Origin of the sequence: Agrococcus beijingensis, assembly GCF_030758955.1 — a bacterium.
Taxonomy (GTDB): Bacteria; Actinomycetota; Actinomycetes; order Actinomycetales; family Microbacteriaceae; genus Agrococcus; species Agrococcus beijingensis.
In genome coordinates this window covers 1,630,354-1,644,867 of the sequence record NZ_CP132360.1, presented here as the reverse complement: position 1 = coordinate 1,644,867, position 14,514 = coordinate 1,630,354, and the positions used below count along the sequence as shown (strand labels likewise).

At 72.2% G+C, this 14,514-nt stretch carries 14 protein-coding genes; 2 read left to right on the top strand and 12 right to left on the bottom strand.

Annotated elements, in window-relative coordinates; genetic code table 11:
- Positions 1-30 precede the first annotated feature (30 nt).
- Entirely contained in the window at positions 31-948 is a 918-nt protein-coding gene (locus tag Q9250_RS07915; protein WP_306231324.1) for a glycine betaine ABC transporter substrate-binding protein, read from the top strand.
- Positions 949-1,123: 175 nt separating this feature from the next.
- Positions 1,124-2,914, top strand: coding sequence for an HNH endonuclease signature motif containing protein (locus Q9250_RS07910; RefSeq protein WP_306231323.1), 1,791 nt, complete (start codon positions 1,124-1,126; stop codon positions 2,912-2,914).
- A gap of 136 nt (positions 2,915-3,050) precedes the next feature.
- Here the strand turns inward: Q9250_RS07910 and Q9250_RS07905 are convergent, their stop codons facing one another.
- From Q9250_RS07905 to Q9250_RS07850, 12 genes are read right to left on the bottom strand one after another with little or no spacing between them, the layout of a single operon-like run.
- On the bottom strand, positions 3,051-4,106 hold the full coding sequence (locus Q9250_RS07905; protein WP_306231322.1) for an alpha/beta fold hydrolase: 1,056 nt from the start codon (positions 4,104-4,106) through the stop codon (positions 3,051-3,053).
- On the bottom strand, positions 4,103-4,732 hold the full coding sequence (locus Q9250_RS07900; protein WP_306231321.1) for a CoA transferase subunit B: 630 nt from the start codon (positions 4,730-4,732) through the stop codon (positions 4,103-4,105). Before Q9250_RS07900 ends, Q9250_RS07905 begins: the two co-directional genes overlap by 4 nt.
- A gap of 1 nt (position 4,733) precedes the next feature.
- On the bottom strand, positions 4,734-5,522 hold the full coding sequence (locus Q9250_RS07895) for a CoA transferase subunit A (RefSeq protein ID WP_306231320.1): 789 nt from the start codon (positions 5,520-5,522) through the stop codon (positions 4,734-4,736).
- A complete protein-coding gene (locus Q9250_RS07890; RefSeq protein WP_306231319.1) occupies positions 5,522-6,451 on the bottom strand; it encodes an alpha/beta hydrolase in 930 nt (309 codons plus the stop codon). The genes Q9250_RS07895 and Q9250_RS07890 overlap by 1 nt, the downstream gene beginning before the upstream one ends.
- Complete coding sequence (locus Q9250_RS07885; protein ID WP_306231318.1) at positions 6,448-7,194, bottom strand: 3-hydroxybutyrate dehydrogenase; 747 nt, start codon at positions 7,192-7,194, stop codon at positions 6,448-6,450. The genes Q9250_RS07890 and Q9250_RS07885 overlap by 4 nt, the downstream gene beginning before the upstream one ends.
- A complete protein-coding gene (locus Q9250_RS07880) occupies positions 7,191-7,976 on the bottom strand; it encodes a TetR/AcrR family transcriptional regulator (RefSeq protein ID WP_306231317.1) in 786 nt (261 codons plus the stop codon). Before Q9250_RS07880 ends, Q9250_RS07885 begins: the two co-directional genes overlap by 4 nt.
- The gene (locus Q9250_RS07875; protein ID WP_306231316.1) at positions 7,973-9,556 is read right to left on the bottom strand and encodes a class I adenylate-forming enzyme family protein; all 1,584 of its coding nucleotides are present in this window, start codon (positions 9,554-9,556) and stop codon (positions 7,973-7,975) included. Before Q9250_RS07875 ends, Q9250_RS07880 begins: the two co-directional genes overlap by 4 nt.
- A 4-nt stretch (positions 9,557-9,560) precedes the next feature.
- The gene (locus Q9250_RS07870) at positions 9,561-10,673 is read right to left on the bottom strand and encodes a branched-chain amino acid ABC transporter permease (protein WP_306231315.1); all 1,113 of its coding nucleotides are present in this window, start codon (positions 10,671-10,673) and stop codon (positions 9,561-9,563) included.
- A gap of 6 nt (positions 10,674-10,679) precedes the next feature.
- Positions 10,680-11,558 carry a branched-chain amino acid ABC transporter permease gene (locus Q9250_RS07865; protein WP_306231314.1) on the bottom strand — a complete coding sequence of 293 codons (879 nt, stop codon included), beginning with the start codon at positions 11,556-11,558 and terminating at the stop codon, positions 10,680-10,682.
- Positions 11,555-12,265, bottom strand: coding sequence for an ABC transporter ATP-binding protein (locus tag Q9250_RS07860; RefSeq protein WP_306231313.1), 711 nt, complete (start codon positions 12,263-12,265; stop codon positions 11,555-11,557). The genes Q9250_RS07865 and Q9250_RS07860 overlap by 4 nt, the downstream gene beginning before the upstream one ends.
- Complete coding sequence (locus Q9250_RS07855) at positions 12,262-13,017, bottom strand: ABC transporter ATP-binding protein (protein WP_306231312.1); 756 nt, start codon at positions 13,015-13,017, stop codon at positions 12,262-12,264. The genes Q9250_RS07860 and Q9250_RS07855 overlap by 4 nt, the downstream gene beginning before the upstream one ends.
- An 11-nt stretch (positions 13,018-13,028) precedes the next feature.
- The gene (locus Q9250_RS07850) at positions 13,029-14,237 is read right to left on the bottom strand and encodes a substrate-binding domain-containing protein (protein ID WP_306231311.1); all 1,209 of its coding nucleotides are present in this window, start codon (positions 14,235-14,237) and stop codon (positions 13,029-13,031) included.
- Between the last annotated feature and the right edge of the window lie 277 nt (positions 14,238-14,514).

The window sequence follows — 14,514 nt, the reverse complement described above, 5'->3', positions numbered from 1 at the left end:
GAAACACCATACGGAACGAGAGGACACAGCATGCACAAGCGATACATCCGCGTCGCGGCCGTCGCCGCCGTCGGAGCCCTGGCCCTGGCCGGCTGCTCGGCGAGCGGCACGCAGACCGAGGCCCCCGAGGGCGGCGCCGCGGCGACCAGCGACCAGACCGAGCTCACGATCGGCGTCTTCAACGGCTGGCCCGAGGGCGAGGCCGTCTCCTACCTGTGGGAGGCGATCCTCGAGGAGCAGGGCTACGACGTCGAGCTCGAGTACGCCGACGCCGGCCCCGTCTTCGCGGGCGTCGCGGGCGGCGACTACGACGTCACCCTCGACGGCTGGCTGCCGATGACGCACGCCGACTACCTGGAGGAGTTCGAGGGCGACCTCGTCGACCTGGGCTCCTGGAACGACGACGCGGTGCTCACGCTGGCCGTGAACGAGGATGCCCCGATCACCTCGATCGACGAGCTCGCGGCCAACGCCGACGCGTTCGACAACCGCATCATCGGCATCGAGCCCGGCGCCGGCCTCACGAAGGCCACGCAGGAGCAGGTCATCCCGACCTACGGCCTCGAGGGCATGGAGTTCACGACCTCGTCGACCCCCGCGATGCTGGCCGAGCTGAGCGGCGCCCTCGAGTCGGGCGAGAACATCGTGGTCACGCTGTGGCGCCCGCACTGGGCCTACGACGAGTTCGCGATCCGCGACCTCGAGGACCCGGAGGGCACGCTCGGCGCCGCCGAGGGCATCCACTCGATCGCCCGCACCGGCTTCGAGGAGGACTTCCCGCAGCTCACCGAGTGGCTGCAGGCGTTCGAGATGGACTCCGAGCTGCTCTTCTCGCTCGAGAACGCCATGTTCAACAGCGACGCCTCGCAGAGCGACTACCCCGAGATCGTCGCCACCTGGATCACCGAGAACCAGGAGTACGTCGACGGGCTCACTGCGGCCGAGTAGTCACCGCACGACAGCCGGGCCCCGCATCAGCAGATGCGGGGCCCTCGCTGCTGTCGACCGGAGCCGGATCCAGCCACCGATCCCGTGCGATCACCTCGACCGACGGGCATGTGGGCGGTCGCATCTACCTTGGTGGCGACGGGGGCGGATGTGGGTGGCCAGATCTAGGGTCGTCGTGACGGAGGGGTCGATGGTGACGCAGGCGGAGCAGGCAACGGCAGCGGCGGTCGTCGCTGCGCGCGCCGTCCTCGCCGATGCCGCCTCCCTCGCCCGGGCCACGCCTGCTGAGCTCGAGGCGATCCTGGCCGGCGCTGCCGAGCTCTCGCGCATCGTCGACGGGCTGCAGGTGCGGCTGGCCGCCCAGATCGCTGGGCGGTCGAAGGGCCCGGCGGAGGAGGCGATGTGCCGCCGGCTCGGGCACCGCAGCGCGAAGGAGGCGGTCGCCTCAGCCTTCGGGATCCGAGCCAGCGCCGCGCAGGCGCTCATCGCGCTGGCCGCACTGACCGCCCCTGCGGTCAGCCTCACCGGGGGCGAGATCGCCACCAGGTACCCGCCCGTCGCCGACGCGCTCGGCGACGGCGAGCTCTCGCTCGCGCAGGCGCAGGCGATCGTGCAGCAGCTCGAACCAGCAGCGCCGCGCGCCGAGCTCGCGCTGCTCGCGTGGGCCGAGAACGCGCTCGTCGAAGCGGCCACCGATCCTGCCTTCCCGCTGGTGCCGGAGCTGCTGGTGACGCAGGCGCGCGTCTACGTCGCGATGCTCGACCCTGACGGCGTGCTGCCGACCGCCGAGCGGCAGCGGGCGATGCGGTCGGCGCGGCTGCGGCAGCGCGCAGACGGCATGTGGGAGCTGCAGGTGATCTCCCCGCCTGAGGGCGGCTCCGCCCTCAAAGCGGTCCTGGATGCGTACAGCAGTCCGCGCGTGAAGGTCGCGTTCCGTGACGGACCCTGCGCCGACCGCTGCGATGGCGCTGGCGTCAGCGTTGGCGACGGCGCAGGCTGCGACTGCGGCCGGGATGTGGACGCGAACGGGCAGCCCAGCGCCGACGGCATCGGCGTCGTCGACGACCGCACCCCCGAGCAGAAGCGGCACGACGTGCTCCTCGGGCTCGTGCAGGCCCATGCCGCTTCCGGCGACGCGCCCGTCGCCGGAGCCGAGCCACCCACGCTCGTCTTCACCGGCACCATCGACGCCTACGACGCCTACCTGCACGGCACCGACCACCCCGACCGTGTCCTCACGATCGAGCACACCGGCAGCCTCGTGCCGATCGAGACGATCGGGCGGCTCGGCTGCGAGGCACGCGTCCACCACGCCGTCGTCAACGGCGCCGGCCACGTCCTGTCGCTCGGCACCACCGAGCGGCTGTTCAACCGCGCCCAGCGACGCGCGCTCGCCGCCCGCGACAAGGGCTGCCGCGTGCCCGGATGCGGCATGCCCGCCGCCTGGTGCGAAGCCCACCACATCGTGCCGTGGGAGCTCGGCGGACCCACCGACATCGACAACGGCATCCTCGTGTGCGCGTACCACCATCACGAGATCCACGCCGGCCGACTCCGCATCGAGAGGGCCGGCGCCGAGGCAGGCAGCTGGCGCATCGTGCCCGACCTGCGCTCCGCAGATCGCTACGCCCGCACCGGCCGCACTCCAGCGACCCAGCCTGTCGCGGTCTCGAGCCGGAGCATCGGCGCGACGATCGCCGCTGCGACCGTCCGGGACGCATGCAAGCGCGGCACCACCGGCGCCCTCGCCGCCGGCGCCGTCCCGAGCCTGGCCGTCAGGCTGCCCGACCCGCCACCGGCGCTCGCCGCGCGTCCACCGCGCCGCCGCGCTCGGCACCGCGGCCGCACCGTCGAGCAACGGGTGCGCCAGGTGGTGCGCCAGGTGGTGCGCGGGCGCCTGCGATCGCGGCTCCATGAGGCTGCGTTCGACCTGGGGCCACCCGCGCACATCGTCATGCGCACCTGAGCGGCCAGATCGTCGCTCACGATCGATGCACGCTCACGATCGATGCTCGCTGACGCGCGTCCCCGCAGTGCTGCGCGCCGCAGACCCCCACGCTTCGAGCGCAGCTGTGGCGCAGCTGCTGCGGCGCGGGCGGTGCTCAGTCGTTCGCGTCGACGTGCGCGAGCAGCACCTGGCGGAACCGCTCGGGGTCCTCGAGGTGCGGCGAGTGACCGGCGCCCTCGAAGACGACCTCCTCGTAGGAGCCGCCGTTCGCCGCGTACTGCTCGAGCACCGCGCGCGTCTGCGCGAGCATCGGCTGCGGCGGCGCGACCTCCTCGCCCGGCCAGCCGGGCACGATGCCGTGCTTGCCGAGCGTGTTGAAGTCGAAGAACGACTCGTCGCCGACGATCGCGTCGTGCGCGCCCCGCACCCACAGGATCGCCGGCTTCTTGTCGAGGTCGACGATGCCGGTGAGGTCGAGGTGCGCGGCCGACATCGTGTTGAGCACGCCGCGCGATCCCGGCCCGAACCCCGGCCACGACTCCGACGCGACGCCGTCTCCTGGCTGGTTGTCGGGACCGGTCTTCGTCGACAGCATCGACTCCACCCAGAGGTCCTCGTAGTCGTCCGAGAAGCCGGGCGCGACGTAGCTCGAGCGGAACACGCTGCGCGGGCTCGTCGGCTCGTCGTCGCTGGTGTCGCCGGCGGCGAGCCGCGCGATGAAGTCGGCGTTCGCCCCCGGCCCGCCTGTGCCGGCCACGTCGGGCGTGCACGGCGATCCGTCGAGCTTCGTGCCGAAGCCGTAGGGCGGCACCGGCGCCATCAGCGTCACCGAGCGGATCAGGTCGGGCCGGTCGAGCATGAGCTGCATGACCACCCCGCCGCCCATCGACCAGCCGAGGAGGTGCACGTCGCTCTCGCCGAGCTCGTCGAGCACGCCGGCGACGTCGTCGGCCCAGTCGCGCACCCCGCGGGTCGCGTCGACCGGCAGCGTCTCGCTGTCGCCGTAGCCGCGCAGGTCGATCGCGATCGTCGGCCGCGGCAGCGCCAGCATCAGCGGCTGGAAGAACAGCGACGACGACACGTTGCCGTGGATGAGCACGATCGGCCGGCGGTCGGCATCGGCGCCCTCGCCCGAACGCCGCAGCACGGATGCGTCGAGGCGGTCGGTCTGGACGCGCCCCTGCTCGATGCCGTCCAGGATCGTGGTCATGCCAGGATCTCCGGCTCGGTCTTCTCGCGCAGCTCCTCGAGCGTCACGCCGGGCGCCAGCTCGACGAGACGGAGGCCCTCGGGGGTCACGTCGAGTACCGCGAGGTCGGTGATGATGCGGTCGACGACGCCCTTGCCGGTGAGCGGCAGCGAGCACTCGTCGACGATCTTCGCCGTGCCGTCCTTCGCCACGTGCTCCATCAGCACGATCACCTTCGCGGCGCCGTGAACCAGGTCCATCGCGCCGCCGGGACCCTTCACCATCTTGCCGGGGATCATCCAGTTGGCGATGTCGCCAGCCGCCGACACCTGCATGGCGCCCAGGATCGCGGCGTCGATCTTGCCGCCGCGGATCATCGCGAACGACGTCGCCGAGTCGAAGAACGAGGTGCCGGGCAGCGTCGTGACGGTCTCCTTGCCGGCGTTGATGAGGTCGGGGTCGACGTTCTCCTCGGTCGGGTACGGGCCGACGCCGAGGATGCCGTTCTCGCTCTGCAGCACGACGGTCACGTCGGCGGGCACGTAGTTGGGCACGAGCGTGGGCAGGCCGATGCCGAGGTTGACGTAGTTGCCGTCCTCGAGCTCCTGCGCCGCGCGCGCGGCCATCTCGTTGCGGGTCAGTGCCATCTCAACGCTCCTCGGTGCTTGCGGATTCGGTGACGGTGCGGCGCTCGATGCGCTTCTCGATGTCGGTGCCGACCTCGATGATCCGGTGGACGAACACGCCCGGCAGGTGCACCGCATCCGGGTCGATCTCGCCGGGCTCGACGAGCTCCTCGACCTGGGCGATGCAGATGCGGCCGGCCATGGCGGCGGGCGGCGAGAACTGCCGCGCGGCCTTGTTGAAGACCAGGTTGCCGTGGCGGTCGCCGCGCAGCGCGTGCACGAGCGAGAAGTCGGTGGTGATGGCCTCCTCGAGCACGAACTCCTTGGGCTCGCCGTCGACCTCGAAGGTCGCGGTGGGCTTCGGCTCGGAGGCCTGGGCGACGGACCCGTCGGCGTTGTAGCGCTGCGGCAGGCCGCCCTCCTGCACCTGCGTGCCGACGCCCGTGCGGGTGTAGAACGCGGCGATGCCCGAGCCGCCGGCGCGCAGCTTCTCGGCCAGCGTGCCCTGCGGGGTCAGCTCGAGCTCGAGCTCGCCCGAGAGGTAGCGGCGCTCGAACTCCTTGTTCTCGCCCACGTAGGAGGAGGTCATCTTGTCGATCTGGCCGTTGCGCAGCAGCAGGCCGAGGCCCCAGTCGTCGACGCCGCAGTTGTTCGAGACCACCTTGAGGCCCGTGACGCCGCGCTCCTCGAGCGCCCGGATGAGCGCCATCGGGTTGCCGGAGAGGCCGAAGCCGCCCACCGCGAGCGTGGCTCCGTCCTGGATGTCTGCGACGGCCTCCGCCGCGGAGCCGTAGGTCTTGTCGATCGCCATCAGCGTCCCTCTCTCTGCTCGACCGGCGCGAGGCGGGCGACCGCCGCAGCGACGTCGTCCACCCCCGAGCCCATCAGGATCGTGTAGTGGTTGGTGTTCTCGACGTCGCCGACCTCGAGCTGGGGCAGCCGCGACCTCCACGTCGCGAGCCACTCGTCATCGTAGAGGCCCGGGCTGTCGTCGAAGAGGCCACGAGGGCTGCGCAGCAGCAGCATCGGCATCGTGAGCCCCACCAGCGCGTCGGCGTAGCCGCCGCGCCCGTCGAGCTCGACCAGGTTGGCGACGACAGCGTCGGGGTTTGCCGACGGCCGCAGCGCGCCGGTCGCCGACTCCACCTCGGCGTGCGCGTCGACCGGCACCAGGTCGTAGTCGACGTACTCCTCGATCGCGGCGCTCCAGTAGGGCCCGAAGGCCGGGTGCTGGCGCCAGAACGCGCGGTACTCGTCGGTCGACGCGAAGGTCATCCGCAGCCGCTCGATCGCCGGCCCCAGCACGTCCTCGGGGCTCAGCTCGCTGCCCGCAGGCGCCGGCCGCAGCGGCAGCCCGCCGTCGACGAGCACGAGCGAGGCCACGAGCTCGGGGTGGGCGCTCGCCAGCCGCACGGCGACGAACGCACCCATCGAGTGGCCGACGACGATCGCGCGGGCGATGCCGGCGGCGCGCATGGCGGCGGCGACATCCTCCGCGTGCTGCACCAGCCCGTAGGGGCCGGGCAGCGCTCGCGACCCGCCGCGCCCGCGCAGGTCGACCGCGAGCAGCGGCGACTCGAGCCTGGCGGCGAGCGGCGAGAACGACCGGTGGTTCGCCGTGATCCCGTGGATCGCGACGACGGGCGTCCCCGACGCATCCGCCCGCCACACGGTGGCGACCAGCTCGCCGCCGTCGACGGGGGCGCGGAGCGGCTGCTCCGCGGTGCCCGGCGCGCTCATCGGGCGCTCCACCCGCCGTCCATGACGTAGGAGGTGCCGGTGACCATGCCGGCGTGCGGGCCGGCGAGCCAGGTTGCGAGCGAGGCGACCTCCTCGGGCTCGACCAGCCGCTTGATCGCGGCCTCGGTGAGCATGACCTTCTCGAGCACCTCCGACTCGGGGATCCCGTGCGTCTTCGCCTGGTCGGCGATCTGCGCCTCGACCAGGGCCGTCTTCACGTAGCCGGGGTTGATGCAGTTCGAGGTGACGCCGTGCTCGGCGCCCTCGAGCGCGGTCACCTTCGACAGCCCCTCGAGGCCGTGCTTGGCGGCCACGTAGGCAGACTTGAAGGCGGATGCGCGCAGGCCGTGCACGCTCGAGAGGTTCAGGATGCGTCCGAAGCCGCGCTCGTACATGCCCGGCAGCACCGCGCGGATCAGCAGGAACGGCGACTCGAGCATCAGGGTGTGGATCCGGCGCCACATCTCCGGCTCGTACTCCTGGATGGGGGCGACGCGCTGGATGCCGGCGTTGTTCACGAGGATGTCGGCCTCGAGCGAGAGCGACTCGAGCGACGCGACGTCGAGCAGGTCGACGGCCCATGACTCGCCGCCGAGCTCCTGGGCGAGCGCCTCGGCGGCGGCCGCGTCGCGGTCGGCGATGACCACGTGCGCGCCCTCGGCGGCGAAGGAGCGCGCGATCGCGGCGCCGATGCCTGCGGCGCCGCCGGTGATGATGGCCCTGCGGCCGGTCAGCGTGCTCATGGAACCTCCTGGGTGGGCGCCGCGGTCGCGGCGGGGCTGGGGGCCGCGGTCGCGACGGGGCTGGGGGCCGCGTTCGCGGCGGGGCTGGGGGCCGCGTTCGCGGCGGGTTCGAGGCGCGCCGGTGCGTGCGGGCTCAGCGCGGCCGGGCTAGGGCCGGCCGGGCTCGCGGCTGGGGCGCCGAGCGCGCGCTGCACGAAGGCGACCATCTCGTCGAAGACGTCGTCGGGCACGGGGGTGGCGCCGGTGCCGTAGGCCCCGGTCTCCCCCGTCGGCCACAGCACGTAGCGCATGCCGATCATCTCGCCCACGCCCATCAGGGCCCAGGCGGCGACCTCCGGGTCGATGTCGCCGATCTCGCCGGCGGCGCGGGCGCGCTCGAGGCCGTCGCGGTAGCCCTCGACGATGCGCTCGTAGTGGTTGCGCATCGCGCCGGGCGACACGTACTCGGCCTCGCGCACGACGCGGTAGAGCGCGGGGTGCTCGGCGGTGAAGGCGAAGAACTCGCGGAAGCCCTCGCGCTCGGCCTCTGCGCGGTTGCTGCCGCGGGCCGCGCCGTCGCTCATCGCCTTGCGCACGCGCCGGTTGAGGTCTTCGACGAGCTGCTCGAACAGGTCGAGCTTCGACTGGAAGTACAGGTAGAAGGTGCCCTGGGCGACGTTGGCGCGGTCGGTGATGCGCGAGATCGACGCGGCCTGGTAGCCCTGCTCGGCGAACACCTGCTCGGCGGCGGCCAGCAGGTTGGCCTTCGTCTGCTCGCCGCGCTTCGTCCTCGGCGCGTTCATCGCGTCACCGCCCGCTCGATGGCCGCGGCCTGCAGGCCGGCGATCAGCGCCCGGCGCAGCGGCTTGCCGCTGGTGGTGCGCGGGATCTCGTCGACGACGATGAAGCGCTTCGGATGCTTGAAGTCGGCGATGCGGCCGTCGAGGTGGGCGCGCAGGCTCGCCTCGTCGGCGGGGTCGGCGAGCACCAGCCAGGCGACGAGCTCCTCGCCCCAGCGCTCGCTCGGCACGCCGGCGACGGCGGCCTCGGCGACCGCCGGATGCTCGAGCAGCGCCAGCTCGACCTCGATCGGCGCGATCGACTCGGCGCCGGAGCGCACGATGTCCTTCACGCGGTCGACGATGCGGATGCGTCCGGCCGCGTCGCGAGCGACGAGGTCGCCGGTGCGCAGCCACGCGCCCAGCCGCGCCGCGGCGGTCGCCTCGGGGTCGCGGAAGTAGCCCTGGAAGACGGCCGGCCCGCGCACGAGCAGCTCGCCGGTGCCGGGCTCGTGGTGCACCTGACCGTCGACGAGCAGCGCCACGTCGACGTGCGGGTAGGGGCGGCCGACCGTGCCGTCGTCGGAGGCGTCGCGCGCGAGCGCGACGTTGGGCGACGCCTCGGTGAGCCCGTAGCCCTGCAGCACGGGCACGCCGTGCTGCCGCAGCTGCTGGGCGGCGCGCTGGTCGAGCATGCCGCCGCCGGCGATGGCGGTGCGCAGGCTCGACAGGTCGCGCGAGGCGAAGTCGGGGTGCGCGATGAGCGCGCGGTAGGTGGTGGGCACGCCCATCGTGGCGGTGACGCGGTGCCGCTCGATGAGCGCGAGCGCGCGACCGGCATCGAAGGTGCGCTCGAGCACCACGCGCGCGCCGACCCACCAGGCGAGCAGCGGCTGGATGTTCCAGCCGGCCACGTGGTGCTGCGGCAGCACCTGCAGCACCACGTCGTCCTGCGTCATCGGGGTGGCGCGCGAGAGGGCGAGGTTGCTCCAGGCGCAGTTGGCGTGGCTGAGCACGACCGCCTTGGGGGCGCTCGTGGTGCCCGAGGTGAAGAGCATGAGCAGGCCGTCGTCGTCGGCCGGGGATCCGTGCCCGACGGGCCGCAGCGCATCCGGCACCTGTGCCTCGACGCCCGCCGACCCCAGGGTGGTGGTGGGGATGCGGCGGTCGCCCAGGCGCTCGAGCGCGGCCTCGCTGACGAGCCGGTGGTCGTCCTCGACGAGCAGCAGCGAGGGGTCGGCGATCGCCAGCTGCTCGGCCAGCTCGCGCGGCGTCAGCCGCCACGACAGCGGCACGAGCATCGCGCCCGCCTTCGCGCAGGCGAACAGCAGCACCACCTGGTCGGCGGTCGAGCCGGTGATGGTCGCGATGCGGGCGCCGCGACCGTGGCCGGCCTCACCGAGCGCGTGGGCGAGCGCCGTGGCGCGGGCCTCGAGCTCGCCGTAGGAGACGGTGACGCCGCGGTCGACGATCGCCGGGCGGCCGGGCTCGGTCGCGGCCCGATCGCTCGTCCAGCGGCCCAGCGTGAGCGGGCCCGGGGTGAGCGGGCCCAGCGTGAGCGGGGGCTGGGTGAGCGGGGGCTGCGTCGTCGCGGCGTCGGGCATCTGCCTAGGCTTCCATGTCCTGCAGCACTGCGGGCTGCTCGACTTCCTTCTTGCTGCCGCGTCGGCTCGTGAGCCGGTGCGAGAGGCCGACGATGCCGCCGGGGGCGAACATCACGACGGCGACGAACAGCATGCCCAGGATGAACAGCGGCTCCGACAGCGGGATGCGCAGCACGTCGGGCAGCGCCTCGATCCAGTCGGCCGACGCGAGCGCCGCGAGGCGCTGGTCGAGCAGCGTGTAGATGATGCCGCCGACGATCGCGCCCCAGCGGTAGCCGACGCCGCCGAGCACGACGATGACGAGCAGCGTGAGGGTGAAGTCGCTCGTCGAGATGCGCGGGGTGGCGCTCGACTGCAGCAGCATGAAGCCGATGCCGGCGACGGCCGCGAGCACCGCCGCGGCGGCGAAGAGGAACAGGCGCACCAGGTAGGGGCGCAGGCCCAGCACCGTCACGCGCAGCTCGTTCTCGCGGGCGGCGGCGACGACGTGCCCGAGGCGCGACCGCTCGACCCAGACGCAGGCCAGGTAGACGATCACGAGGATCGCGAGTGCCATCCAGTAGAGGTTGCGCGTGTTGACGACACCCACCAGGAAGTCGGGCACGACGGCGACCGTGAGGGTCACGCCCTCCTCGCCGCCGGTGAGGCCGCCCACGTTGCGGCGGATCAGCACGTTCATCGCTTGCGCGACGGCGAGCGTCACCATGGCGAACGAGATGCCGGTGACCCGCAGCGCGAGCGCCCCGACCAGGTTGCCGAGCACCAGCGCGATGAGCAGCGTCAGCACGATCGCGACGATGAACGTCACCGACTCGGGCATGCCCGCCGGGGCGAGCAGCTTGAGGATGATGCCGAGGCCGTAGGCGCCGGCGGCGAAGAACATCGCGTGGCCGAACGACAGCAGCCCGGCGACGCCGAAGATCAGGTGGTAGCTGAGCGCGAGCGCCGCGATGAGCATCGCGTAGGCGAGCACCGTCAGCGTGCCGGGCGTGTAGGTCGGCCCGGGCAGCACGCCCGGGATGCTGATGTCCAGCAGCGGCAGGATGGCGGCGACGACGATGATCGCTGCGCCGAGGGCGAGCTTGCCCCAGATCGACTTCATGAAGGTGCGCAACATCGACTCCTAGTGCTTGACCTTGCCCATGAGGCCGGTCGGTCGGACGAGCAGCACGGCGGCGAGCGCGAGCACGATCGCGAGATCGCCCGTGCCGCCGAGGTAGAAGTTCGCGAACTGCTGGATGACGGCCACGAGCACGGATGCGATGGCTGCGCCCGTGAGGGAGCCGAGGCCGCCGATGACGGTGACGATGAAGGCGTAGATGAGCAGCGAGGTGCCCTGGTGCGCCGACACCTGGCCGTAGTAGACGGAGGCGAGCACACCGCCGAGGCCGGCTGCGGCGCCGCCGATGGCGAAGACGATCGTGAACGCGCGGCGCACGTCGATGCCGAGGGCGGTGACCATGGTGCGGTTCTCGACGCCCGCGCGGATGACCAGGCCGTAGCTGGTCTTCTGCAGGAACAGCACGATGAGGAAGAGCACCACGATCGCGGTGCCGATCAGCAGCCAGCGGTCGTTCGGGATGTTGGCGCCGAGCACGTTCGTGGTGCCGCCGAGCCACTCGGGCAGGCGGATCTGGATCGGGTCGGTGCCCCAGATGCCCTCGAACAGGGCGACCGAGGCGAGGCCGAGACCGACCGTGACGAGCACCTGCTCGATGTGGCGGTTGTAGAGCGGCCGGATGAAGATCAGCTCGGTGAGCGCCGCGACCAGCGCGCCGACGACGAGGCCGACGAGCATGCCCAGCAGCAGCCCCGGCCACGTGCCGTCGCCGACGCGGCGGCCGACCTCCCAGCCGAGGAACCCGGCGAGGGTGAGGAACGAGCCGTGCGCGAAGTTGAGCACGCCCATGAGGCCGTAGATGAGCGAGAGGCCGCTCGCGACCAGGAAGTAGAGGGCGCCGAGGCCCACGCCGGTGATGAGCAGGAGCAGGACGGTGCTCACGCTGCCTCCTCGTCTGCGGTGGAGACGCCGAGGTGGCGGTGCACCAGGTCGGAGTCGAGGAACTCGGCGGCCGGGCCCGTGTGGACCACCTTGCCGCCGGAGAGGACGATGACGGTGTGCGCCAGGGCGCGCACGACCTGCAGGTTCTGCTCGACGAGCAGCATGGGGGTGCGCTCGGCCGCGGCCTCGAGCGCCTTCGTGACCGTGCCGACGATGAGGGGCGCGAGGCCCTTGGTCGGCTCGTCGACGAGCAGCAGCCGGTTCTCGTTCATCAGCGCGCGCGAGAGCGAGACCATCTGCTGCTGGCCGCCCGAGAGCGTGCCCGCCTGCTGCTTCGCGCGCTCGATGAGCTCGGGGAACAGCTCGCCGACGATGGCCCGGTTGGGGGCCCCGCCGCGCTCGGCGAGGCGCAGGTTCTCCTCGACGGTGAGCCCGCCGAAGACCTCGCGGTCCTCGGGCACGTAGGCGATGCCGCGCTGCACGATCCGGTGCGTCATGAGCCTGTCGATGCGCTCGCCGGCGAAGGTCACCTCGCCGGTGCGCTCGTAGAGCCCGAGCAGCGCCTTGATGGTCGACGACTTGCCGACGCCGTTGCGGCCGAGCAGCGCGGTGACGCCGTGCTCGGCGACCTCGAACGAGGCGTCCTCGACGACCTGCTGGCCGGCGATCCGGGCGTTCAGGCTCCGGACGGTCAGGATGGCGGTCACAGGGTCTCCCCGAGGTAGGCCTTCTGCACTTGCGGGTCGGCCATGACGGCCTTGGGCGTGTCGATCGCGAGCAGCTCGCCGTGGTGCATGACGGCCACCCGGTCGACGAGGCCGAGCAGGATCTCCATGTGGTGCTCGACCATCAGCACGGTGCGGCCCGACCGGTGGAGCCGCCGGATGACCTCGACGAGGCCGGCGACGTCGCCGGAGCCGACGCCGGCCATGGGCTCGTCGAGCAGCACGACCTCGGGCTCGGTGGCGATGAGCATGGCGATCTCGAGCTTGCGCTTGTCGCCGTGCGACAGCACGCCGGCACCGGTGTCGAAGTGATGGGCGAGACCCACCTCCTCGAGGCAGCGGCGGGCGACGGCGCCCGCCTCGTCGTCGGCCCGGGGGAACGCCCACGGGCTCGTCGCTCCCCCGAGCTTCGACTGCGCCGCGAGGCGCACGTTCTCGCCCGCCGTGAGGCCGGGGAACACGCTGGAGGTCTGGAACGTGCGGCCGAGACCGACCCGCGCCCGCTGGTGCACCTTGTGCCCGGTGACGTCGTTCCCGGCCAGCGACACGGTGCCGCTGGTGGGGATCATGACGCCCGAGATGATGTTGAACAGCGTGGTCTTGCCAGCGCCGTTGGGGCCGATGACCCCGACCATCTCACCGGTCGCGACCTCGAACGAGACGTCGTGCAGGATGCGCGCGCCTCCGATCTGCAGGCCGACGGCTTCCAGCTGGAGCGCGGGTCGATCCGTCATCGCAGGCGGCCCTACTCGCCTGCGACCGGCGGGGCGACTGCCTCGGCGTCGGCGACCTCGATGAGCTCGGGCACCCAGGTGCCGGCCTCGTCGACCAGGCGCACCTGGAACATCGGCTGGATCAGCGCGTGGTCCTCTGCGCGGATCGTGAGCTCGCCCTTGACCGACTCGAAGGTCCAGCCCTCGAGGGCCGAGATCATGGCCGGCACGTCGCCGCGGCCCTCGGTGATCGCGCGCACGAGCATCTGCGCGCCCGCGAAGCCGTCGACCGTGAAGAGGTCGGCCTCGTAGCCGTTGGCCTCGAGGTAGGCGTCCATCGCCTGCGCGGCCTCGTTGTCGGTGGCACCGGCGAAGTAGTGGTTCAGGAACTGGATGTCGCCCGAGCCCGGGCCGTAGGCCTGGTGCGTCGCGCGGTCACCGAGGCCGGTGACGACGGTCGTGCCGGCGAGCACCTGCTGCTGCGAGAGCGCCTCCCACATCGCGCCCGAGGTCGCGCCCGCCCACGCCACGAAGACGAGGTCGGGGGCCGCGGCCGCGATCTGCTGCGCGAACGGCGTGAACTCGGTGGCGTCCTCGGCGACGAGGATCGGCGTCACCGTGGCGCCCTGGCCGCCGAGCACCGACTGCACCGAGGCGACGTTGCCCTGGCCGAACGCGTTGTCCTGCGCGAAGACGACGATGTTCGAGCCCTCGACCGAGTCGAGGAAGGTCGCGGCGGTGGCCACGTCCTGGAGCGTCTGGCGGCCCGAGCGGAACGTCTGCTCGTTGACGCCGGTGATGGCGTCGGCGGCGGCGGGGCCGGAGAGGAACAGCGTGTCGTTCTGCGCGGCCTGCTCGGCGACGGCGAGCGAGACGCCCGAGGCTGCCGAGCCGCCGAGGATCTGGAAGCCCTGGCCGATGAGGTCCTTGGCCTGCGTCACCGCGGTGTCGGGGTTGCCCTGGTCGTCGACCCACTCGATCGTGAGGTCGATGCCCTCGATCTCGCCCGTTCCCTCGGTGGCGTAGTCGAGGCCGGCCTCGAAGCCCTGCTGGTAGGCGGCGCCGTAGGCGGCGAGCGGGCCGGTGATCGAGGTGATCATGCCGACGTTGACCGCGACGGTCTCCGTGGCGCCCTCGCTGGCGGAGCCGGTGCTGGTCGGGGTCGTGGTCGGCGCGCACGCCGTGAGCGCGAGCGCGGCGATGGCGACGCCAACCCCGGCGAACTTCGTTGTCCTGCGCATGAGTTGCCTTTCGAGCTGTGCGAGCCCCATCGGGCGCTGCTCGGCTGGCGAGTCAGCACTCCCTCGTGCGGCTTCACGGTGTCTTGAACCTGACAGGTGGTTCAGGTTTCAGGTTCCAGCATGCGAGCCGCGCGACGAACTGTCAAACCGGCACCGCGACCGTGACCGGATCGTGATCTTCCGGCCGGGGGCGACCGGGATTGTGAGGGCCGTCTCATCTGACGGCCATGACGGACTCATCCTCCCCCGTTGGACTGGTGCTCGTCCACGACAGACA